Below are 21,150 nucleotides of genomic sequence, written 5' to 3' on the forward strand. Positions count from 1 at the left end.
GGAGCGGTGCCGGGCAAAGGCGCCGGGCCGGTCCAGGCAGGGTATGCCGATGTTCGATGAGGGGCCGCGCAAGCGGCCGGATGCGAGTGGGGCTGTACGTGACATGGATAAACCAGGCGAAGCAAGCATGACCACATCGCCCGTTGCGAGGGTCGGCAGGTATCGCTGGCGCGTCTGCGCCATGCTGTTGCTGGCCACCACCATCAATTACACCGACCGCCAGGTGCTAGGCGTGCTGGCGCCGTTCCTGCAGCAGAGCATGGGCTGGAGCGAGCTGCAGTACAGCTACATCGTCACCGCGTTCCAGACGGCTTATGCCATTGGCCTGTTGGGCGCCGGCTTCATCGTCGACACGTTCGGGACGCGTATCGGTTACGCCTTGTCGATCGGCATCTGGAGCCTCGCCGCGGCCGGCCATGCGCTGGCCACCGGCGTCGTCAGTTTCGCGGCGGCGCGTTTTGCGTTGGGCTTGGGCGAATCCGGCAACTTCCCGGCAGCGATCAAGGCGGTCGCCGAATGGTTTCCGCAGCGCGAGCGTGCACTGGCCGCCGGCATCTTCAATTCGGGTTCGAACATTGGCGCGCTGGTGGCGCCGATGCTGGTACCGGTCGTTGCGACACGCTGGGGCTGGCAGGCGGCTTTTCTTTGCACCAGCGTGCTCAGCGCGCTGTGGCTGGTGATGTGGCTGAGCACGTATCGAACGCCCGGCGAACAAGCCAAATTATCCGCGGCCGAACGGGCTTATATCGGGCACCAACCCGCCGTTGCGGTGCGCGTGCCGTGGTCGCAATTGCTGCGGCATCGTCAGGCCTGGACCTTGGTCGCGGCCAAGTTCATCACCGATCCGATCTGGTGGTTCTTCCTGTTCTGGCTGCCGAAATTCCTGCATGCGCGCTATGGCTTGAGCTTGCTGGAACTTGGCTTGCCACTGGTGGTGATCTTTCTGATGGCCGATCTGGGCAGCATTGCCGGCGGCTGGCTGGCGGGTCGATTCATCCGCCGCGGCTGGAGCGCAAACCACGCGCGCAAAGCCACCATGCTGATATGCGCACTGCTGATCATGCCGGTCGTTTTTGCGGCACGAGCCAATCATCTGTGGCTGGCCGTGGCGTTGATCGGCATGGCGACAGCCGGGCATCAAGGCTGGTCGGCCAACGTCTATACGCTGGCCTCGGATATGTTTCCGCGCCATGCCGTGGCCTCGGTGGTCGGCATGGGCGGATTCGCCGGCGCGGTCGGCGGCATGCTGATCTCCACCGTAATCGGGCTGCTGCTGCAAGCCACCGGCAGTTACGTGCCGGTATTCATGCTGGCCGGTTCGGCTTACTTGATTGCGCTGGCCGTGGTGCATGCGCTGGCGCCACGCTTGCAGCCGGTGCTGTTGCCATGACGCGCTCTGCTTTCTCGGCCGGCAAATCGCCATGCGTCGAACCATGCGTCGGCTGAGCCGATCTCTCACTTCCTGGAATGTCCGTACGCCATGAAACTTGCCATGCTTCCCTTCAAGCTGCACCAGGATCGTCTGTTTCCGTCCGATCCCACGCAGCGGTCGATCGCGCGCCAGTTGTATGCGCAGGTCGCCGGTTTGCCGATCATCAGCCCGCATGGCCATACCGATCCGGCATGGTTCGCGGACAACGCGCCGTTCGCCAATGCCACCGAATTGCTGCTGGTGCCGGATCACTACGTGTTCCGCATGCTCTACAGCCAGGGCATCTCGCTCGACAGCCTGGGCATTCCACGCCGCGACGGTTCGCGCGCCAACGTCGATCCACGCGCCGCGTGGCGGGTGTTTGCGCAGAATTTCCATCTGTTCCGCGGCACGCCGTCGAGCATGTGGCTGAATCACGTTTTCCATGAGGTGTTCGGCTTGCGCATCCGGTTGGAGGCGCGCACGGCGGATATGTATTACGACCACATCACCGCCGCGCTGGGGCGACCGGAGTTCCGTCCGCGCGCATTGTTCGAACGCTTTCGCATCGAAGTGCTGGCGACCACCGAATCGCCGATCGATGCGTTGCAACATCATGCCGCCATTCGCGCCAGCGGATGGGACGGCAAGGTGATCACGGCCTATCGCCCCGATGTGGTGGTCGATCCCGGGCACGAACATTTTTCGTCGGCGTTGCAGACCTTCGGCGAGATCACCGGCGAGGACGTATACAGCTGGAGCGGCTATCTGCGTGCGCACCGCAAGCGCCGCGCGTTCTTTGCCGCAGCGGGCGCCACCTCCACCGATCACGGCCATCCCAGCGCGGCGGCCGCGAACCTCGCCGCCGCCGAAGCCGGCAAGCTGTTCGACCGGGTGGTGCGCGGCAAGGCGAGCGCCGACGACGCCGAACTGTTCCGCGCGCAGATGCTGACCGAGATGGCGGCGATGAGCCTGGACGACGGGCTGGTCATGCAACTCCATCCCGGTTGCTTGCGCAATCACAATCGTCAGCTGTTTGAGCGCCATGGCCGCGACAAGGGCGCGGATCTGCCGCTGCGTACCGACTATGTGCATGCGTTGAAGCCGTTGCTGGACCGCTTCGGCAACGAGCCGGGCTTCAAGCTGATCCTGTTCACGCTGGATGAAAGCACATATGGCCGTGAACTGGCGCCGATGGCCGGGCATTACCCGTCGCTATACCTGGGGCCGGCGTGGTGGTTCCACGATGCGCCGGAAGGCATGTGGCGCTTTCGCGAATGGACGTTGAGCAGTGCGGGGTTCTACAACACGGTCGGCTTCAACGATGACACGCGCGCGTTTTTATCGATTCCGGCGCGGCACGACGTGGCGCGTCGGGTGGATTGCGCGTTTCTTGCCAAGCTGGTGGCCGAGCATCGGCTGGAAGAGGATGAGGCGGCGGAGTTGGCGGTGGAGCTTGCGTATGACTTGCCGAAGCGCGCTTACAAGTTGTGAGACAAGTTCCCTCCCCTGCGATAGCAGGGGAGGGCTAGGGTGGGGTGCGAGCGAAGCGAGCGGCGAGGACCGGGCGTCACTGCAAAATAGATCTGGTGAATTCGGCTACACGCTAAAGCACAAGCAACCCCGCTCCTCTCAGGTTTTCCCACGTTTTTTGCTAGATATTCCAGAAAAAGTTTCTGGCTTACATCGAGACATTTCGGAGCGAACCGTCATTCCGGCGCAGGCCGGAATCCAGTGAAGTACGATGTGCGAAGCACTCAGCATAAAAATTGATGTGTGCTGCGCACGACGTATTTAAACTGGATTCCGGCCTTCGCCGGAATGACGAGAAAAACGTGCGCGTTACCGTTCCGCGGCATACAGGCGCACGCGATAAATCCGCATCTGAGTGGGATCCATGCTGAGCTGCCGGCCCTGATTGCTCTGATCGCCATTCAAGCGCCGAACAACTTTCCAATCGGTGTCCGTTCGCGACACTTCTTCAATGCTGGCGATGCCCGCCACACGAGCATCCACGTCTGGATCGCGCGTCATGGTGACAGTGAGGCCACTGCCCACGACATAGAACTCACCGGGCTTGGATTCGAGCAGAAGCATCGCGCCATCGTTGGTCAGCAAGTGCTTGTCCGGCCATGAGCGCGACAGTGTTGCCGTGAACAGATAGCCGCCCAGTGAAACCGTCTGCGTGGGGCGAGGGCTTGTCGCATGCAGCACCAGTCCGCGCGTGCGGCCGGCAACCTGCGCTTGCACCAGTTCGCCGCCAAGCTGACCGAGGGCGCCATAGGCCTGCATCACCAGCGGTTCCGCGTCATGCTTGTCCTTGGGCGGATTCAAGCTGTCGATGCCGAACGGGCAGAAGCCGAAGCCCTTTGCTTCGCCGTAGAGAAACAGGGCGTTGTACGGCGCGCTCTCGATTTTCGCTTCCGGCACGAACACCGGGTTGCCAAGCGCCTGGTAACGCTGCACCCAGTGTGCAAAGTCGGGCCAGTAGATATCCGGCGCATAGAAGTCGATGTGCGTGGCGACGGCCTGGTAGATCTGCTGGTAATAGGGATACGACGCGCCACTTGGATACTCGCCCGCGCGTTCGAGCGGCGCCGGCAGCTGTGCGTTCATATACATCGGCAGCGCGTACTGCTGCTTGCCGGCGCTCGCCACCGCGTCGGCGTAGGCGGCATAGCGCCACACCATGAAGGCTTCGTCCGCGGCATCGCCGAAGACTTCTTTCCAGGTGTGTCCCTGCGGATGGAAGTGTGCGGCAAGTTCCGGCGTCAACGCCGCGCGCTTCGCCAGCAATGCCTGGATCAACGATGCCGGTACGTTGCCTGCAAACGCGCGGTCGGCTGACGCGGAGCGATCGCGTCCATCGCCCACCAGGCCCACCTCGTTTTCGACTTGCACCATCAGCACGGTTTGCTGCGGATCCTTCGTCCGCAGATGTGCCATCAATGCGGCAAAAGCCCGGCTATCCAGGCGCAGGGTTTCCTCGCCAAAGGTCGAGAGGATATCCAGCGGTGCGCCATCGATCGCGCGTGCGCGTGGAAAGCGACGCGTATCGGCTTTTACCCAGGCTGGCGCGTAATCGGAAAAGCCGTTCTTCCAGCTGCCGAACCATAGCAGCACCAGATGCATCTGGTTTTTGCGGGCCACATCGATCCAATGATCGAGTAGGCGGAAGTCGAAATGGTCTTCGGTCGGCTCGATCTGCTCCCAAGCTTCGGGTATCAATGCCGTATTCACACGCAGTGCGGCCAGGCGCGGCAGGATCGCATCGGCTTGTGCTGCGGTACCGGCGGACGAATTGCCGAGTTCGCCGCCGAGAATGAGATAGGGCTTGCCATGCACGATCAGCTGGCTGGCGCCGTTTTCCATCACGACCTTCGGCAGTTCCGCAGCGACAACCGGCGCGGTGAGCAGGGCGAACAGGCCAAGCATGGCCAGGAAGCGTTTCATCGTCGGTCCCCGTGCATGGCGGCGGTCAAGGCGTGTGTGATCGCTGCCGGTGAGGCATCTGCGAGCGCGGCATAGGCGGCGTGCAGTGCGTGGATGAATCGTGCATCCCGCGATAGCGGTGCGATGAAAACCGCGTCGAGTTGCAGGAAGGCGTCGACGTCGCTGGCAGCGTGGCCCGTGCACGCGCGACCCATGGCGGCCAGCGACTCATGAAGAGGATCGACCAGCGCCACGCCTCGATGCGCCTGCCTGCGCACGAACTGCATCCACGCCGCGATCGAAAGGCAGAGACTGGCGATCGGCTTGTTCGCGGCGAGCGCATCGGAAATCGTGCTGAGCAAGCGCACCGGCAATTTCTGCGAGCCATCCCATGCGATCTGCGCAAGGCGGTGGCGGATCGCCGGATTGCGGAAACGCGCAAGGATCGCATCGATATACGCCGGTGCCTGCAAACCTTCCGGCAAGGCGATCACCGGCGCGATGCTCTCGCGCATCAACCGCTCGATGAAACCGGCAAGCAGCGGCTCGCCCATCGCGTCAGCGACCGTCTCCAGGTTCATCAACGAACCGAGGTATGCCAAGGTGGAATGCGCACCGTTGAGCAGGCGCAGCTTGGCGCGATCGTAGCCGGCAATATCGTGGCTCATGGTGGCGCCGGCCAGCTCGAACGGCGGCCGCTCGTTGCCGAAGCGATCCTCGATCACCCATTGCGTGTAGGTTTCGCGCTGGATCGGCCATGCATCCGTGCAGCCAAGCTCGCTGCTGACACGCTCGCGCAAGGCGTCGTCCGTTGCTGGCGTAATGCTGTCGACCATGGAACGGGGAAAACTCACCCGCGCCTCGATCCAGGCGGCCAGCGTTTCATCGACCCGCTGCGCATATTGCAGCACTGCCCGGCGCAAGCGATGGCCGTTATCGGCAAGGTTGTCGCAACTGAGCACGGTGTAGGCTGCGAGTCCCAGCTTCCGGCGCTGGCGCAAGCCGGCGACGATGTAGCCGAGGGCGCTGCATGGGGCGTCCGGGAGTGCAAGGTCGTGCACGATATCCGGATGGCCAACATCGAGATCTTCGCCGGCCAGGCAATAGCCCTTCTCGGTAACGGTCAGCGTCACCAACCGCACGGCGGGATCGGCCAGGCGCGCGAGGATGGCAGTGGACTCGTCGCGCGCGCAGAGCAACTCGCGGATCGAGCCAATCACGCGCAGCTGCGTTTCTTGCCCGAGCAGCAACAAGCCGTACAGGCCATCCTGGGGGTGCAGTGCGTCGCGCACTTCGGTGCTGTGCAGGGATACGCCGCAAATCGCCCAGTCCGGATCTGTTGCCAGGAGATCGTCGATGTAGACCGCCTGGTGCGCGCGATGAAAGGCGCCTGTGCCGATATGCACGATGCCGATGCGTGTGTCGTCGAGCCGATAGTTCGGTTTGGTGACGATCGCGGGCAGGTCGTCCAACGCCTGCTTGGATAGCCGCGGCTTGAGATCAATCATGAGCCACGCCCGCTCCCAAAATTACGTTGAACCGTCATCCCGGCGAAAGCTGGACGTAGCGCGCAGCGCGGAGAACGTCCGAATGGACGGCCCCGAAAGGGGGGTGCGAAGCGAATCACCCAGTGACTTTGACGCCCTTCAAGGTGCTGGGCCCCGGCTTTCGCCGGGGTGACGGAGTAGGTAAGGTTCGCGGCCATCATCAACGTCTCACCTCAAAGCCGCCATGCGCGAGAAAGGCGAGCATGTCGGCTTCGCGCAGCAGATTGACGTCACCGGGAATCGAGTGCTTCAAGCACGCGGCGGTGATGGCGAAATCGAGCATGGCCTCGTCCGGCATGCCGCGGAACAAGCCGTGCAGCAGTCCCGCTGCAAACGCGTCGCCACCGCCGATGCGGTCAACGATGCCAGACAAGGTATGCGTGGCCGTCGTCAGCATGCGGTCGCGCGTCGCCATCAGGCCGAGGAGATCCTGGTCGTCCACGTTCCGGTGCAGGCGTTCGGTCGATGCCATGCGCTGCAGGTGCGGCCACGTGGCGAAGGCGGCATCGGCCGCAGCGCGAAAACGTGCAATGGCATCGACGTGCGGAAAATCCGCGCCGAGCATCAGCGCGATGTCGCGGTCATTGCCGAACAGTACGTTGGCGTGGCCGACGATCTCGCGCAACATGGCGGGTGCGCGCAGGGCGCGTGCACCCCACAGCTTGCTGCGATAGTTGCAATCGAAAGAGATCGACATGCCCGCTGCGCGAGCCGCATGCACCGCCGCCAAGGCCGCGCGCGAGGTGGTTTCGCCCAGTGCCAGGTTGATGCCCGACAGATGCAGCCATTGGGCGCCGGCCAGCACCTGCGGCCAGTCGTAGGCTTCGGCCGGTGTGCGCGCGAACACGGAATCGGCGCGGTCGTACAGCACTTCCGAAGGACGGTGCACGGCGCCGGGCGAGAGGTAATACACGCCCATGCGTCCTTCCACGTGGCGGATGCTGCCGGTCTCCACGCCGTGCTTGCGCAGTTCGGCGGCGCATGCGCGGCCCAGCATGTTGTCGGGCAAGGCGCTGATCATCACGCTGTGGTGGCCGAGGATGGCGAGCGAGGCAGCCACGTTTGCTTCCGCGCCGCCAAAGTGCACGTTGAAGCGTGGGGATTGCAGCGGAAGTTCGCAGCCGGGTGGCGAAAGGCGCATCAGCAGTTCGCCGAAGCAGGCGATGCGGGTGGCTGTGCTGTTAGGCATGTTGGTTCCGGATGACATGATGCTTGCCGTGATCAGCTCCCTCCCCTACGGCAGCAGGGGAGGGTTGGGTTGGGGTCTCTCGTCATTCCAGCGAGAGGGTGATCCCTGGAGTGTCGTGATCATTGTTCAACCACAAAATCCTGCGCCAAACGAATGTCGGAACTGGAGGCACCAACCTGCACCCGGTATCTACCCGGATCGACAGCATACGCATGCTGCACTTCGTCGTAATACTTCAGGTCCGTTGCCGGCGAGATATCAAAGGAAACGGCCTGTGTTTCGCCCGCTTGCAGGTGCATGCGTTGAAAGCCATGCAGCTCCTCGTTCACGCGCGCATGCGTCTCACCCAGCGGCTTGAGGTAAAGCTGCACCACTTCATCGCCAGCACGCTCGCCCGTGTTCTTCACTTTCAGCGTGACCTTGATGTGATCGCCAGGCGCAGCCTTGTCGCGATCGAGCTGCAGATCCGCATAGGCGAAGTGCGTGTAAGACAGGCCGTAGCCGAACGGATAGAGCGCCTCGCCCTTGAAGTAGCGATAGGTGCGGCCTTCCATGTGGTAGTCATCGAACGGCGGTAATTTTTCATCGGCCTTGTAGAACGTGATCGGCAGGCGGCCGGCTGGATCGGTATGGCCGAACAACGCGTCCGCCACCGCCGTGCCACCGCGCTGGCCGGGATACCAGGCCAGCAGGATCGCCGGCACATGCTGCTTGGCCCAGTCGATGGCCAGCGCCGAACCGCTGGTGAGCACCAGCACGACCGGCTTGCCGGTGGCTTGCAGCGCTTGAAGCAGTTTTTCCTGTGAGGCGGGCAGGCGCAGATCGGTGCGGTCACCACCGGCAAAGCGCGGGTAGTTGACCTTCATCTCCTCGCCTTCCAGGTCGGCGGTAAGGCCGCCGACGAAGATCACCACGTCGGCCTGTTGCGCGGCATGCAGGGCATCGTCGTGGGCTTTGGCCGGATTGGCGAGGCCGTCCTTGATGCCTTCGACCAGGTCCGCGCCAGGTGCATAGGTCACTTCCGCGTGCGGCGCGGCCTCGCGGATGCCCTGCAGGATGGTCACCGGCGCTTTCGGCGTGCCATGGTAATTGCCAAGCAGCGGCGCCACGCCATCGGCGGTCGGGCCGATCACCGCAATGCGGTGGACATCAGGCGACAGGGGCAACACGCCGTTGTTTTTCAGCAAGACGATCGATTCGTCTGCCGCGCGGCGCGCCAGCTCATCATGCTGCGGAGATTGATTGACCGAGTAAGACAGCGTCGACCACGGCACGCGTGCCGGCGGATCGAACATGCCGAGCCGGAAGCGCGCCGTCATCAGTTGCCTGAGCGCGTTGTCGATGTCGCTTTCCGCAACCAGGCCATCGTGCACGGCCTGGGTGAGCGCCGCATAGGTCGTGCCGCAGTTGAGGTCCATGCCGCTCTTCACCGCCAAGGCGGCGGCCTGTTCGGCGCTCGGCACGAGCCTGTGCTGCTTGTAGATGTCTTCCACCGCATCGCAGTCGGAGACGGTGTAGCCGTTGAAGCCCCATTGCTTGCGCAAAATGTTTTGCAGCAGGCGCGGATTGGCGGAGGCCGATTCGCCATCCACGCGGTTGTAGGCGCCCATCACCGCATCGACCTTCGCTTCCTGCACCAGTGCCTGGAAGGCGGGCAGGTACGTTTCGTAGAGGTCGCGCTCGCTGGGGTGCACGTCGAAACGGTGGCGTTCCGATTCCGGGCCGCTATGCACGACGAAATGCTTGGCGGTGGCATCGAGCTTGCGGTACTTCGGATCGTCGCCCTGCATGCCTTCCACGAACGCAACGCCCATGCGCGAGGTCAGGAACGGGTCTTCGCCATAGGTTTCCTGCCCGCGGCCCCAGCGCGGATCGCGGAAGATGTTGATGTTGGGCGACCAGAAGGTCAGGCCTTCATAGCGCGCGTGCAGGCCTTGCCGCTGGAACTGGTTGTACTTGGCGCGCGCTTCGTCGCTGATGGTGGTGGCGACCTGGTGCATCAGCGCGGTGTCGAAGGTTGCCGCCAGGCCGATCGCCTGCGGAAAAACCGTCGCCTGTCCTGCGCGCGCCACGCCGTGCAGGCCTTCGTTCCACCAGTCGTAGGCGGGAATGCCCAGGCGCGGGATCGCTGGGGCGACGTTTTGCATTTGCGAGACTTTTTCCTCGAGGGTCATGTGCGCGACGAGGTCGGCGGCGCGTTGTTCGAAGCTCAGCTCGGGATTCTTGTAGGCATCTGTTTGCGACCATGCCGATGCGCTGAGCGCCAGCATGATGGCGGCAAGTATGACCTTGCCAGGTAACTTGTTCATGAGAATCCTTTTGCCTACATATGAATGTGTCGATAAAACATGTCCCGCCTCACGTCATTCCGGCGAAGGCCGGAATCCAGTTCAAATACGTCGTGTGCAGCACTCAATATAAAAAGTGTCGTGTCCTTCGGACGCGTATTTAGACTGGATTGACCAGCTTCGCTGTTGTAAAGCGCCTCGGCCTTCGCCGGAATGACGGCTCGTCGCTCACCAATCCCACATCGTCCCATCCTCCAGCCGCGCCACCGGCAACTGCTTGGGCGCATACGGAAACCGCGCCGCCAGCTTTTCATCGATGTCCACCCCATGCCCCGGCGCGTCGCCGACATGCAGCCGCCCGCCGCGGAATACGTAGTCGTGCGGAAACACCTCGTTGGTCTCGTCGGTATGGAACATGTATTCCTGGATGCCGAAGTTCGGCACCCAGGTATCGAAATGCAGTGCCGCGCCCATGCACACCGGCGACAAGTCGGTGGCGCCGTGGAAGCCGGTACGCACCTGATGCAGCGCCGCGAAATCCGCCAGGCGACGCAGATGCGTGATGCCGCCACCGTGCACGATGGTGGTGCGGATGTAATCGATCAGCTGGTTCTCGATCAGGTGCTTGCAGTCCCAGATCGAATTGAACACCTCGCCCACGGCCAGCGGCGTGGTGGAGTGTTGCCGGATCAGTTCGAACGACTTCTGGTTTTCCGCCGGCGTGGCATCTTCCAGCCAGAACAGGCGATAGGGTTCCACGCTGCGTGCAAGCCGCGCCGCCTCGATCGGCGAGAGGCGATGATGCACGTCATGCAGCAGATGGACATCGTTGCCGTGATCGGCACGCAGGCGCTCGAACAGCTGCGGCACGACATCGAGGTATTGCGGCGTCGACCACACGGTTTCCAGCGGTAGTTCGCTTTCCGCCGGCTCATAGGCCTTGCCGCTGGAAATGCCGTAGGCCTTCTTCACGCCCGGCACGCCGCATTGCGCGCGCACGGCAAGAAAACCCTGTTCGATGAAGCGGCCGACGGCATCGCTGGCCTCGGCAATGTCGCGCCCGTTGGCATGGCCGTATACCAGCGCGCCTTCGCGCGAACGCCCACCGAGCAACTGGTAGACCGGCAAGCCGGCAAGTTTGCCGAGGATGTCCCACAGCGCCACGTCCACCGCGGCAATGGCGGTCATGGTGACCGGGCCGCGCCGCCAGTACGCGCCGCGATAGAGGAATTGCCAGATGTCCTCGATACGCCCGGCATCGCGGCCGATCAGGTTCGGCACCACGTGGTCCTGCAGATACGAGGCCACGGCCAGCTCGCGCCCGTTGAGCGTCGCGTCGCCCAGGCCGGTGATGCCCGAACGCGTTTCGATCTTCAGCGTGACGAAATTGCGGCCGGGGCAGGTGACGATGACGCGCGCATCGACGATCTCGCGATCGCGGTGGGAACCGTGTGAGGTAGTTTCAGAAGATGCATTCATGGCGATGTTCAATGGGTTGACGTGATGGTCAGCTGGAACGGACCGGCCGGCAGTCCGGCCTGGTCGTACAGCGTGCAGATCGGGCTGTCGGCCCAGCAGTAGCGCACGCGTGCGGCGTTCTGTGCCGAAGCGTGTGCATGCAGCACAACCTGGTTGCCGTGGATTTCGGCCAGGGCGTAGTGGCACGAGCCCGGCTGGTCGCCACACAATTCGAAACCGATCGGATTGTCGGCGCTGTAGGCGACCAGCTGGCCGGTGACGTCATGGAAGGTGAGCGTCACCGTGTCGCCGGTTTGTCGTGCCGCTGCCGGCGTCGGACCGGAGGGCGGCAACGCTGCGCCGTAGATGACATGGCGCGCGGCCCGCGCCAGGCGGCGCCCCAGTTCCTGCTTGTTGGCCGGATGAATGTCGTAGCGTTCGCCGATATCCACGGAGACGGCCAGTCCGGAATGCGGATCTTCCGCCGCCGCCAGGCGCTGCGCTTCGCGCACGTCGGCCCAACCGCTTTCGCCCGGATGCCTCGGCGACGGACCATAGCTCGACAATTGCGCGATCAGCACCGGCAAGTCGGCGCCGAAGCGTTCGCGTTCGTCCGCGCGCCATGCTTCCAGCAGTTTGCGATAGCTGGCGGCATCGCCGGTATTCGACTCGCCCTGGTACCACAGTTCGCCACGGAAGGCGTAGTGGCCAAGCGGCGCGATCATGCCGTTGTAGAGCGTGGTGAGGCCGGAGGTCGACTGCCATGGCACATTCGGCGGCGCGCCATAGGCGAGCGGCACCACTTTGTACTGCCACGTCCCGAGCGGCACATTGGAGCCGTCGGCCAGGTGCAGTGCACGCTTCGATGACGGTCCGTAGATGCCGCCATCGCGATAGGTATTGAGCACGTTCACGGCAATCAGGTTTTTGCCTTCGTGCAGCACGCCCGGCGGTATCGCATAACCGCGGACATCACCGTTGCCATAACCGGTACCGACCCAATGCCCATTCACCCAGGTCTGGTCGATTTCGTTGGCGGTAAAGTTGAGCGCCGCGTGTTGCGCGGCCTGTGCCTGGGTCAAGGTCACGCTGGTGCGGTACCAGAGCATGCCGGTGAAGTTGGCGAGTTCCGGTTTACCCCAGTGTTGCCACGCGCCGCTGTCGATCGGCGCGGCGAGCCAGCCGTTGTCGTTGGCGTCGGCCGGGTTCCATGGCTCGTCGTTCTTCGCGATGCCGGGACGCGAATGCCACCATGCCTGCCATACGCGGCTCCATTGCTGGCCGGCATGCACCGGATCCTTGCGATACTCGGCAAGCAGATCCAGCGATGCGCCATAGTCGCCGACCTTGCGCAGCGCGGCCTCGCTCATCCACGGTTCGATGCGCGAGCCGCCCCACGCGGCAACGACCAGGCCCATCGGCACCGGCACGTCTTTCTGCAGTTCGCGCGCGTAGAAATAGCAAGTGGCGGAGAACTCGGCGATCGTTTTCGGCGTCGTCGCCAGCCAATGATCGGAAGCGGGAATGCTGTCCAGCGGCTTCACGCTGCTGATGTCGTCCACGGTCAGTACGCGGATACGGTCGTTGGATGCATCCTGCACTTCGGCACGTGCATCCAGTGCCCGCTTCACCTGTAGCTGCATGTTGGATTGGCCGGAACACAGCCACACATCACCCACCAATACATCGTGGATAGTTTGCGTGTCGCCGTCGGGTGTGGCGACGGTGAGCGTATAAGGTCCGCCTGCAGCGTGCGCCGGAAGCGACGCTTGCCAACGCCCGTCGGCATCGGCCTGTGCGTGGATGTCATGGCCGTCAAAAGAAATGTTCACCGCCTCGCCAGGCTTGGCATGCCCCCACACCGGATCGGCCCGATCGCGCTGTATCACGGCGTGATCCTGGAAGAGGGGGTTCAACAGCGGTGCATGCTCATCGGCCGCCTGCACCGCCTGTACACCTAAAAGCACCAGCAGCGCAGCAGCCATGCTGCGACGTTTGACTTGCGAAAACTTGCTCACCATGACGATTGTCCCGGTACGTAATGGAATGACAGCGATTCGTAGTACGACAGCGGATGCGGTGGCGGCGCAAAGCCGGGCGGCAATGGCAGGCCGGAAATCTGCTGGAAATAGGCAATGCAGGCGTCGCGCCACCACTGCGCTTCGCGCTCCTGGATGGCGAGGAAGGTGGCGGCCTTGCGGTAGCGGTCGGCGTCGATGTAGCCGTCCAGATGGCTCCAGGTTTCGCGCATCTGCCTTACGTCGTCCACGCCATGCGTGTAATGCGCCACCAGTTCGTACCACAGCGTGTTGCCGGAGCGCATGCGGTAATCCCATGGCAGGTGATGGAACCACAGCAGCAGCGTGTCCGGCGTTTGCGTGACGTCGTTGAATCGCGACGCGATCGGTGGCGCATATTGGTCCGCCGCGTCGCTGCCGCTGCGCGTGCGATCGAAGCCGATGCCCTGGTGGTCCGCGCGGTGGTAATAAGGCGGCTGCCAATCCGCGCGCGCGAGGCTCTTGTCCCATGGCGCAGGACCATAATGATGGCCGGGGCCCATCAGGTGAGCCAGGCCAAGCGGCGTCATGTAATCGACGGCCGCTTCGCGCGAACCCATCATCATGTCGACCACGGGCTTGACGAAGGCCGCGTCGTTGCTGAAGGTCATGCGCACCCATTCTTCGGCGATGGCGCGCGTGGAGAGGGTCGGGTCCCAGGCCAGGCGCCCGAAGACGTACCAGTTGGCCTGGTTGAAATCGGAGCCGCACCAATCGCGGTCGGTGCCGATGTTGGCGACGCCGGCGATACCGCTCAGCGCATGTCCGTCCAGCGTACCGTCGATCACTTTCGCCACGGTGGAACCTTGGCCCTTGGCCATCGTGTCGGACGACAGCACTTCCTCGTACAGCGGGCCGAGATAGACCAGATGCGTGGCGAAGCCGAGGTATTCCTTGGTGATCTGGAATTCCATCATCAGCGGCGTCTTCGGCATCGCGCCAAACAAGGGGCTGAACGGTTCGCGCGGCTGGAAATCGATCGGGCCGTTCTTCACCTGCAACAGCACGTTGGCGCGGAAGCGGCCGTCGAGCGGCTTGAATTCGCCATACGCCTGCTTGGCGCGATCGTCCGCGCTGTTTTGCGAATAGACAAACGCACGCCACATCACCACGCCGCCATGCGGTGCGAGCACATCGGCGAACAGGTTGGCGCCGTCCGCGTGCGTGCGCTGGTAATCCTGCGGACCGGGCTGGCCTTCGGAATTGGCCTTGACCAGGAAGCCGCCGAAATCCGGAACGAGCTTGTAGATTTCGTCGGTCTTCTCGCGCCACCATTTTTTCACGGCAGGATCGAGCGGATCGGCGGTTTTCAAGCCTCCGATTTCAATCGGTGCGCTGAAGCGCACGCTGAGATACACGCGGATGCCATACGGGCGAAACACATCCGCCAGCGCCGCTACTTTCTTCAAGTACACGGGGGTAAGGATCAGCGCATCGGCATTGACATTGTTGAGCACCACGCCATTGATGCCGATCGAGGCATTGGCGCGTGCGTAATCGGTGTAGCGTGGCGACGTCCAGTCCGGCAGTTTCCACCAATCCCAGATGGAGGCCCCGGCATAGCCGCGCTCGACGCTGCCGTTGAGGTTGTCCCAATGATCAAGCACGCGCAGCTTGATGCGCGGCACCTCGGTGATATCCAGGTGATCGATGGACTGCCCGGTCTGCAGCAGCCGCAGGAAGTGGAAACTGCCGTACAGCACGCCGATATCGTCATGGCCGACGATGGCGGTGACGGCGTGGCCATGCAGCGTGACGCTGCGGATCACGTAGCCGTCTTTGCCAAGGCCGGAAGTATCCACATGCAGCTGCGCCACCAGCGGCGAGGAAGCCGGCGTGCCGGCGATGATCGCGCCATCGCGGGTGACCGAATCCGACACGGGCGGCGCGGCACCCAGCAAGCCGTGCAGGCCGCGCAGCAGTTCCGCGCGGGCAGCCGCGCGCGTGGGCGTGGCGGCGTCGGCGATCAGTTGCGAGGCATGGCTGCGATCGCGCTGGATCTGCTCGGCGGCCAGCGGGTGGTAGCGCAGCCATAGCTCATAGCCGTCTTCGGCGTGTGCCGGCGCCATCCACGACATCGCGGCGAGCATCAGCGCCATGCCGGCGAGCGTTCGGAAAAACAGCCATATGGCCGGCCGCCGGCGCCCGCCGATACCGTCGCCGGTCGCTCCTGTTATCGCTAACATATGCAAAAATGCGCTCATATCCGCCTTGAAATGACCGACGATGCCAGCCGTAACCACGTTGCGTTGCTGACCGCGGCGGATTCGCCTGAAAGGAAACGACCTTGAAGAGGACAGACAAGAAATCGGTGCGACGCAAAGGTGGCGCCGTCACCATCGATGAAGTGGCCGCGCTTGCCAAGGTCTCGCCGATGACCGTATCGCGCGTCATCAATAGCCACAGCAAGGTGCGCGACACGACGCGCGAGAAGGTGATGCAGGCCGTGAACAAGCTCGGCTACGTGCCCAACGCGGCGGCCAGCTCGCTGGCGGCGGCGCAGGATGCGCGCATCGCGCTGATCTACACCGATCCCAGCGGCGCCTATTTGCGCGAGTTGCTGATGGGCACGCTGCATGGCGCCGCGCGCTCGGCCGCCCAGCTGGTCATTGCCGACTGGGACGAGCTTGGCGTGGGCACCGAGCGCAAGGCGGCGCGCGCGCTGGCGCGCAAGGTGGCCGGCGTGATCCTGCCGCCGCCATTGTGCGAATCGAAAACGGTGATCGACGAACTGGTGAAAGCCGGCGTGCACGTGGTGGCGATCGCCGCCGGGCGTTTCGATCCCGATATCTCCAGCGTGCGCATCGACGATTTCCTGGCCGGCAAGGAAATCACCCACTACCTCATCAAGATGGGACACACGCGCATCGCCTGCATCAAGGGCAATCCCAGCCAAAGCGCCAGCACGCGTCGCTTCGAGGGCTATCAGGCCGCGTTGAAGGAGGCGGGCATTCCGCTGGACGCCGCACTGGTGCGGCAGGGCTATTTCACCTACCGCTCCGGCTTGCCGGTGGCCGAAGAATTGCTCGCCTTGCGCAAGCCGCCCACCGCCATCTTCGCCGGCAACGACGACATGGCGGCCGCGGCGGTGTCGGTCGCGCATCGGCGCGGCATCGACGTACCGCGTGACCTGTCCATCGTCGGTTTCGACGATAGCTCCGCGGCGACCACGATCTGGCCGGAGCTCACCACCATTCGCCAGCCGATCCTGGCGATGGCGGATGCGGCCATCGATATCCTGTTGCGCGCCATTCGCCGCAAGGAAAGCGAACCGCGCGTGGTGGTGCACCAGGTGGCCGCGCATCAGCTGGTGCTGCGCGATTCGGTGGCGCCGCCGCATGCGGTGGCCGGCAAGAAAGCCTAGGCATGAGGCGGACGAAGGTTGGGGTGAGGCACAGCCGAACCCCAACATTGCACGCCAACAACCGCGGACGTCGGTATCCGCGCATTCGTTGAAACGGCGAGGCAATTCAAGCGGCTGATCGCGCATCTCAGCGCATCAGGTATTGATTGAGCAGATTCTCGTAACGCTCCTGCTTGCCGCTGCGCTTGGCGGGCTCGCCTTGCTTGGCGGCGAACTCGCGCAAATCGGCGAGACTCAGTTTGCCCTGCTCGAAATCCTTGCCCGCTCCCCGATCGAAGCTGGCATAGCGTTCGGCGCGCAAGGTTTCCCAGGGCGAGCGCGTCAGCAGCGCATGCGCCACTTCCAGGCCGCGCGCAAATGCATCCATGCCGCCGATATGCGCCAGGAACAAATCGTCCGCATCGGTGGATTCGCGCCGCACCTTCGCATCGAAGTTCAGGCCGCCAGGTGCCAGGCCGCCCTGGCGCAGCACCACCATCATCGCGCCGACCGTATCGTAGAGATCGGTCGGGAACTGATCGGTATCCCAGCCGTTCTGCGCATTGCCGCGGTTGGCGTCGATGCTGCCGAGCAGGCCGTGGTCGGATGCAACTTGCAGATCGTGCTCGAACGTGTGACCCGACAGCGTGGCGTGGTTGGCTTCGATATTGAGTTTGAAATCCTGGTCCAGGCCATGCTGCTGCAGAAAACCGGCGACTGTTGCGGAATCGAAATCGTATTGATGCTTCATCGGTTCCATCGGCTTGGGCTCGATCAGGAAGTTGCCCTTGAAGCCGATGCTGCGGCCGTAGTCGCGCGCCATCGCAAGAAAGCGCGCGAAGTGATCCAGCTCGCGCTTCATTTGCGTGTTATGCAGCGAGGCATAACCTTCGCGTCCACCCCAGAACACGTAGTTCTCGCCGCCGAGCTCGACGGTGGCCTCCAGTGCGGCCTTGATCTGCACGCCAGCGCGCGCGACGACCGCGAAATCCGGATTGGTCGCCGCGCCATTCATGTAGCGCGGATGGCTGAACAGGTTTGCCGTGCCCCACAGCAATTGGATGCCGCTGGCCTTCTGGCGCATCTTGGCCAGGGCGACCATGTGCTTGAGGTTCTTCTCGTATTCGACGACGTCGTCCGCATCGGGCGCCATGTCGATATCGTGGAAGCAGTAATAGGGCACGCCCAGCTTGGTGAAGAACTCGAACGCGGCATCGAGCTTGGCTTCCGCACGCGCGATCGGCGAGCTTTCGGCATCCCACGGATAGTTGCGCGTGCCGGGGCCGAATGGATCGTGGCCCGCGTTGCAGAAGCTGTGCCAGTAGCACACCGCAAAACGCAGGTGCTCGGCCATGGTCTTGTCGCCGAGCTTGCGGTTGGCGTCATAGTGCTTGAACGCCAGCGGGTTGTCCGACTCGCGGCCTTCGAAGGGAATGCGGCCGATGCCGGGGAAGTATTCGCGTTTTCCGATGAAAGGCGTGCTCATGAGGTTTCGATCCCTGTCGATGGGTCATGCGGAAAACCGATGGCAATCGGCCGCATGCACCGCTGCGTGCGTCCGCAAAATGTTAGCGCTATCACTACGCTATCCGAGAAGCATCCAGCTGGCAAGTTCGATGCTGGCCTATAGGCCGTAAGGCATGGGCGAAGGGCGCGGCAAAGCATGCGTATAGCGTGGCGCCACTCGATGGTGCGCTGCGCTAATTACGCTCGCTTGCGAGGAAGAAATCCTTGATGCCACGCGCTCGGATTCGATTTTTGCAACGCGACGAAGATGGGCGAGGCCACTATCATGGCGTGCATGAGCGCATTGCCCTTTCCCATCACGCCGCTACTCCCCGATCTGCGCAACACACTGGCCGCCCGGCCGCGCCTGGTGCTGGAGGCGCCGCCGGGTGCCGGCAAGACCACGCAGGTGCCGCTCGCGTTGCGCAACGAAAGCTGGCTCGACGGCAAGAAGATCGTGATGCTGGAGCCGCGGCGTATCGCCGCGCGTGCTGCCGCCCAGTTCATGGCCCAGCAACTGGGTGAGCCGGTCGGCCAGACCGTCGGCTACCGCATCCGCTTCGAATCCAAAGTCAGTACGGCCACCCGCGTCGAAGTGGTGACCGAAGGCATCCTCACGCGCCTGATCCAGGATGATCCGGAACTCACCGGCATCGGCGCGATCTTGTTCGACGAATTTCATGAACGTCACCTGGCAGGCGACCTGGGTGCCGCCTTGGCATTGGATATCCAGCACACCTTGCGGCCGGACCTGCGCATCGTGGTGATGTCGGCCACGCTGGATGGCGAACGCATCGCGCAATGGCTGGATGCGCCACGCATCAGCAGTCCGGGGCGCAGCTTTCCGGTGCGCGTCCAATACCCGCCGGCGCGTACGCAGGAAAGCATGGAACAGCATCTGTTGCGCGTCATGCGCCAGGCGCTGGAGGAAAATCCGGGCGACGTGCTCACCTTTCTGCCTGGCCGTCGTGAAATCGCGCGCGTAGAGGGCATGCTGCAAGCGTGGCAGCGCGATGACGTGGAAGTGGTGGCGCTGCACGGCGAACTTTCGCTGGCCGAGCAGCAGCTCGCGCTGGCGCCAGCGGAACAGGGCATGCGGCGCATCGTGCTTGCCACCAACGTGGCCGAGTCCAGTGTCACCTTGCCCGGCATTCGTGCGGTGATCGATACCGGCCTTGCACGCGAGCCGCGCTTCGACCCGAATTCCGGTTTCACGCGACTGGAAACGGTGGCCATCTCGCAAGCCTCGGCCGATCAGCGCGCGGGCCGCGCGGGCCGTGTGGCCGAAGGCAGCGCGTATCGCCTGTGGCCGCAGAGTCGTCGACTCGATGCATCGCGCACGGCGGAAATCGCGCAGGCCGAACTGTCGGGCCTTGCCTTGGAGCTGGCGGCGTGGGGCAGTGCGCAACTGCCGTGGCTGGACGCGCCGCCCACCGGTGCCCTGGCGCAAGCGCGCGAACTGTTGACGCGTCTGGGCGCGCTCGATGCGCAGCAACGCATCACCGCCCTGGGACGCCGCATGCTGGAACTCGGCGCCACGCCACGGCTTGGCGCGGCAGCATTGCGCGCACCGGAAACCTTGCACGCCTTGGTGGCCGATCTGCTCGCCCTGATGGAAGCGCGCTCGCCGCTGCGTGGCGAACAGGCGCGCAGCGATGATTTTCGTGCCCGCGTTGCCGCACTGCATGCGTGGCGTGATCGGCGCAGCGCGACGGGTTCCAGTCACGGCGCCGATGCCGGCGCATTGGCGGCGATCGAGCAGGCGAGCAAAGGCTGGCGCCAACGCCTGGGGTTGCGCAGTGCGGCCAGCGGCGTGCCGCACAGCCATGCGGTGGGCGATCTGTTGCTGCATGCGTTTCCCGATCGCATCGCACGCCAGGACGAAGGCAGCCCGTTGCGCTACACCCTGGCGAACGGTCGCGGTGCGCGTTTGCACGAGCAGACGGCGTTGATGGGCGAACCTTGGCTGGTGGTGCTGGATCTGCGCCACGAAGCACGCGACAGCCTGATTCTTTCCGGCGCGCCGCTCGACCCGCGCGTGCTGGAAGAAGACTATCCGGCACAGTTCCAGCGTGTGCGCAACGTGCGCTGGAACGAAGGTCGCGGTGCCGTGGAGGCATTCGAGGAACGTCGCTTCGGCGCCATCGTGCTTGAGCGCCGCAGCGTTCCCGTGCAAGCGGAAGATGCCGTGCCTGCCTTGCTTGCGGCGATTCGCCAACGCGGGCTCGATGTGTTGCCATGGAGCGAAGCTGCACGCCGCTTGCGCCTGCGCATGCAGTCGCTGCGCGGATGGATGCCGGACTTGGGTTTGCCCGATGTCTCCGATGCGCATCTGTTGGCGACGCTGGAACACTGGCTTGCGCCTTACCTGCAAAACAAGCGCAAGCTCGACGCGTTGTCGGAAGAGGATCTTTCGCAGGCGCTCGCAGCGTTGTTCGACTTCGAGCAACGCAGGCAGCTGGACGCGCAGGCGCCCGACAGCCTTACGGTGCCGAGCGGGCAGACACGCCGTCTCCAATACAGTCCCGGCGAGCCGCCGGTGCTGGCGGTGAAGCTGCAGGAATTGTTTGGCCTTGCCGATACGCCGCGCGTAGCGGGTGGACGCATTCCCGTGACCTTGCATCTGTTGTCGCCAGCGGGACGTCCGATCCAGGTAACGCAGGATTTGCAGGGTTTCTGGGAGCGCACCTATCCGGAGGTGAAGAAGGAATTGAAGGGGCGTTATCCCAGGCATCCCTGGCCGGATGATCCGTGGACGGCGACGCCGACGCATCGGGCGAAGCGCAGAATGTGATTTCCGTCCGGTCGAGGAAATGGGACGCGAACGCGATACATGAGCGTCCTATCTGGTCTGCCTCTCGTGGATCAGGTCATGACTGTCATCCATATCGCACATTTCGCGCATTCCATCGAGCCGTT

At 63.7% G+C, this 21,150-nt stretch carries 12 protein-coding genes; 4 read left to right on the plus strand and 8 right to left on the minus strand.

The genetic code is table 11. The features are described from left to right. Positions 1-127: 127 nt before the first annotated feature. Together V7M64_RS12295 and uxaC are read left to right on the plus strand one after the other, a co-directional pair. Positions 128-1,390: an MFS transporter gene (locus tag V7M64_RS12295; RefSeq protein ID WP_333679442.1), complete on the plus strand. Its 1,263-nt coding sequence runs from the start codon at positions 128-130 to the stop codon at positions 1,388-1,390. A gap of 90 nt (positions 1,391-1,480) precedes the next feature. Beyond that, the gene (gene uxaC / locus V7M64_RS12300) at positions 1,481-2,905 is read left to right on the plus strand and encodes a glucuronate isomerase (protein ID WP_333679443.1); all 1,425 of its coding nucleotides are present in this window, start codon (positions 1,481-1,483) and stop codon (positions 2,903-2,905) included. Between the two features lie 348 nt (positions 2,906-3,253). Here uxaC and V7M64_RS12305 read toward each other — a convergent pair whose 3' ends face one another. The 7 genes from V7M64_RS12305 to V7M64_RS12335 form a co-directional block, all read right to left on the minus strand. Beyond that, on the minus strand, positions 3,254-4,864 hold the full coding sequence (locus V7M64_RS12305) for a DUF5597 domain-containing protein (RefSeq protein ID WP_333679444.1): 1,611 nt from the start codon (positions 4,862-4,864) through the stop codon (positions 3,254-3,256). Beyond that, positions 4,861-6,351, minus strand: coding sequence for a mannitol dehydrogenase family protein (locus tag V7M64_RS12310; protein WP_333679445.1), 1,491 nt, complete (start codon positions 6,349-6,351; stop codon positions 4,861-4,863). The genes V7M64_RS12305 and V7M64_RS12310 overlap by 4 nt, the downstream gene beginning before the upstream one ends. Before the next feature lie 199 nt (positions 6,352-6,550). Then, positions 6,551-7,579, minus strand: a complete 1,029-nt coding sequence (locus V7M64_RS12315) for a sugar kinase (protein WP_333679446.1) — start codon at positions 7,577-7,579, stop codon at positions 6,551-6,553. Between the two features lie 119 nt (positions 7,580-7,698). After that, positions 7,699-9,849, minus strand: a complete 2,151-nt coding sequence (locus V7M64_RS12320) for a glycoside hydrolase family 3 C-terminal domain-containing protein (RefSeq protein WP_333679468.1) — start codon at positions 9,847-9,849, stop codon at positions 7,699-7,701. 246 nt (positions 9,850-10,095) lie between these two features. Beyond that, a complete protein-coding gene (gene manD, locus V7M64_RS12325; protein ID WP_333679447.1) occupies positions 10,096-11,346 on the minus strand; it encodes a D-mannonate dehydratase ManD in 1,251 nt (416 codons plus the stop codon). Positions 11,347-11,354: 8 nt separating this feature from the next. Continuing rightward, positions 11,355-13,310: a sialate O-acetylesterase gene (locus V7M64_RS12330; protein WP_333679469.1), complete on the minus strand. Its 1,956-nt coding sequence runs from the start codon at positions 13,308-13,310 to the stop codon at positions 11,355-11,357. A gap of 29 nt (positions 13,311-13,339) precedes the next feature. Next, positions 13,340-15,481, minus strand: coding sequence for an alpha-glucuronidase family glycosyl hydrolase (locus tag V7M64_RS12335; protein WP_333679470.1), 2,142 nt, complete (start codon positions 15,479-15,481; stop codon positions 13,340-13,342). A gap of 188 nt (positions 15,482-15,669) precedes the next feature. On the opposite strand from V7M64_RS12335, the gene V7M64_RS12340 reads away from it, so the two are divergent. After that, entirely contained in the window at positions 15,670-16,746 is a 1,077-nt protein-coding gene (locus V7M64_RS12340) for a LacI family DNA-binding transcriptional regulator (protein ID WP_333679448.1), read from the plus strand. A 127-nt stretch (positions 16,747-16,873) separates the two neighbouring features. Here the strand turns inward: V7M64_RS12340 and xylA are convergent, their stop codons facing one another. Next, entirely contained in the window at positions 16,874-18,211 is a 1,338-nt protein-coding gene (gene xylA / locus V7M64_RS12345) for a xylose isomerase (RefSeq protein ID WP_333679449.1), read from the minus strand. Between the two features lie 315 nt (positions 18,212-18,526). On the opposite strand from xylA, the gene hrpB reads away from it, so the two are divergent. Further along, the gene (hrpB, locus tag V7M64_RS12350) at positions 18,527-21,025 is read left to right on the plus strand and encodes an ATP-dependent helicase HrpB (protein ID WP_333679450.1); all 2,499 of its coding nucleotides are present in this window, start codon (positions 18,527-18,529) and stop codon (positions 21,023-21,025) included. Positions 21,026-21,150 lie beyond the last annotated feature (125 nt).

Source organism: Dyella sp. (assembly GCF_036746095.1).
Lineage (GTDB): Bacteria > Pseudomonadota > Gammaproteobacteria > Xanthomonadales > Rhodanobacteraceae > Dyella_B.

What these genes read in the sequence shown, in the direction of transcription:
- V7M64_RS12330 (WP_333679469.1), bottom strand. Translation starts at nt 13,310, where the DNA reads ATGGCTGCTGCGCTGCTGGTGCTTTTAGGTGTACAGGCGGTGCAGGCG.
- xylA (WP_333679449.1), bottom strand. Translation starts at nt 18,211, where the DNA reads ATGAGCACGCCTTTCATCGGAAAACGCGAATACTTCCCCGGCATCGGC.
- V7M64_RS12315 (WP_333679446.1), bottom strand. Translation starts at nt 7,579, where the DNA reads ATGCCTAACAGCACAGCCACCCGCATCGCCTGCTTCGGCGAACTGCTG.
- V7M64_RS12320 (WP_333679468.1), bottom strand. Translation starts at nt 9,849, where the DNA reads ATGCTGGCGCTCAGCGCATCGGCATGGTCGCAAACAGATGCCTACAAG.
- V7M64_RS12310 (WP_333679445.1), bottom strand. Translation starts at nt 6,351, where the DNA reads ATGATTGATCTCAAGCCGCGGCTATCCAAGCAGGCGTTGGACGACCTG.
- manD (WP_333679447.1), bottom strand. Translation starts at nt 11,346, where the DNA reads ATGAATGCATCTTCTGAAACTACCTCACACGGTTCCCACCGCGATCGC.
- hrpB (WP_333679450.1), top strand. Translation starts at nt 18,527, where the DNA reads ATGAGCGCATTGCCCTTTCCCATCACGCCGCTACTCCCCGATCTGCGC.
- V7M64_RS12305 (WP_333679444.1), bottom strand. Translation starts at nt 4,864, where the DNA reads ATGAAACGCTTCCTGGCCATGCTTGGCCTGTTCGCCCTGCTCACCGCG.
- V7M64_RS12335 (WP_333679470.1), bottom strand. Translation starts at nt 15,481, where the DNA reads ATGGCGCTGATGCTCGCCGCGATGTCGTGGATGGCGCCGGCACACGCC.
- V7M64_RS12295 (WP_333679442.1), top strand. Translation starts at nt 128, where the DNA reads ATGACCACATCGCCCGTTGCGAGGGTCGGCAGGTATCGCTGGCGCGTC.
- uxaC (WP_333679443.1), top strand. Translation starts at nt 1,481, where the DNA reads ATGAAACTTGCCATGCTTCCCTTCAAGCTGCACCAGGATCGTCTGTTT.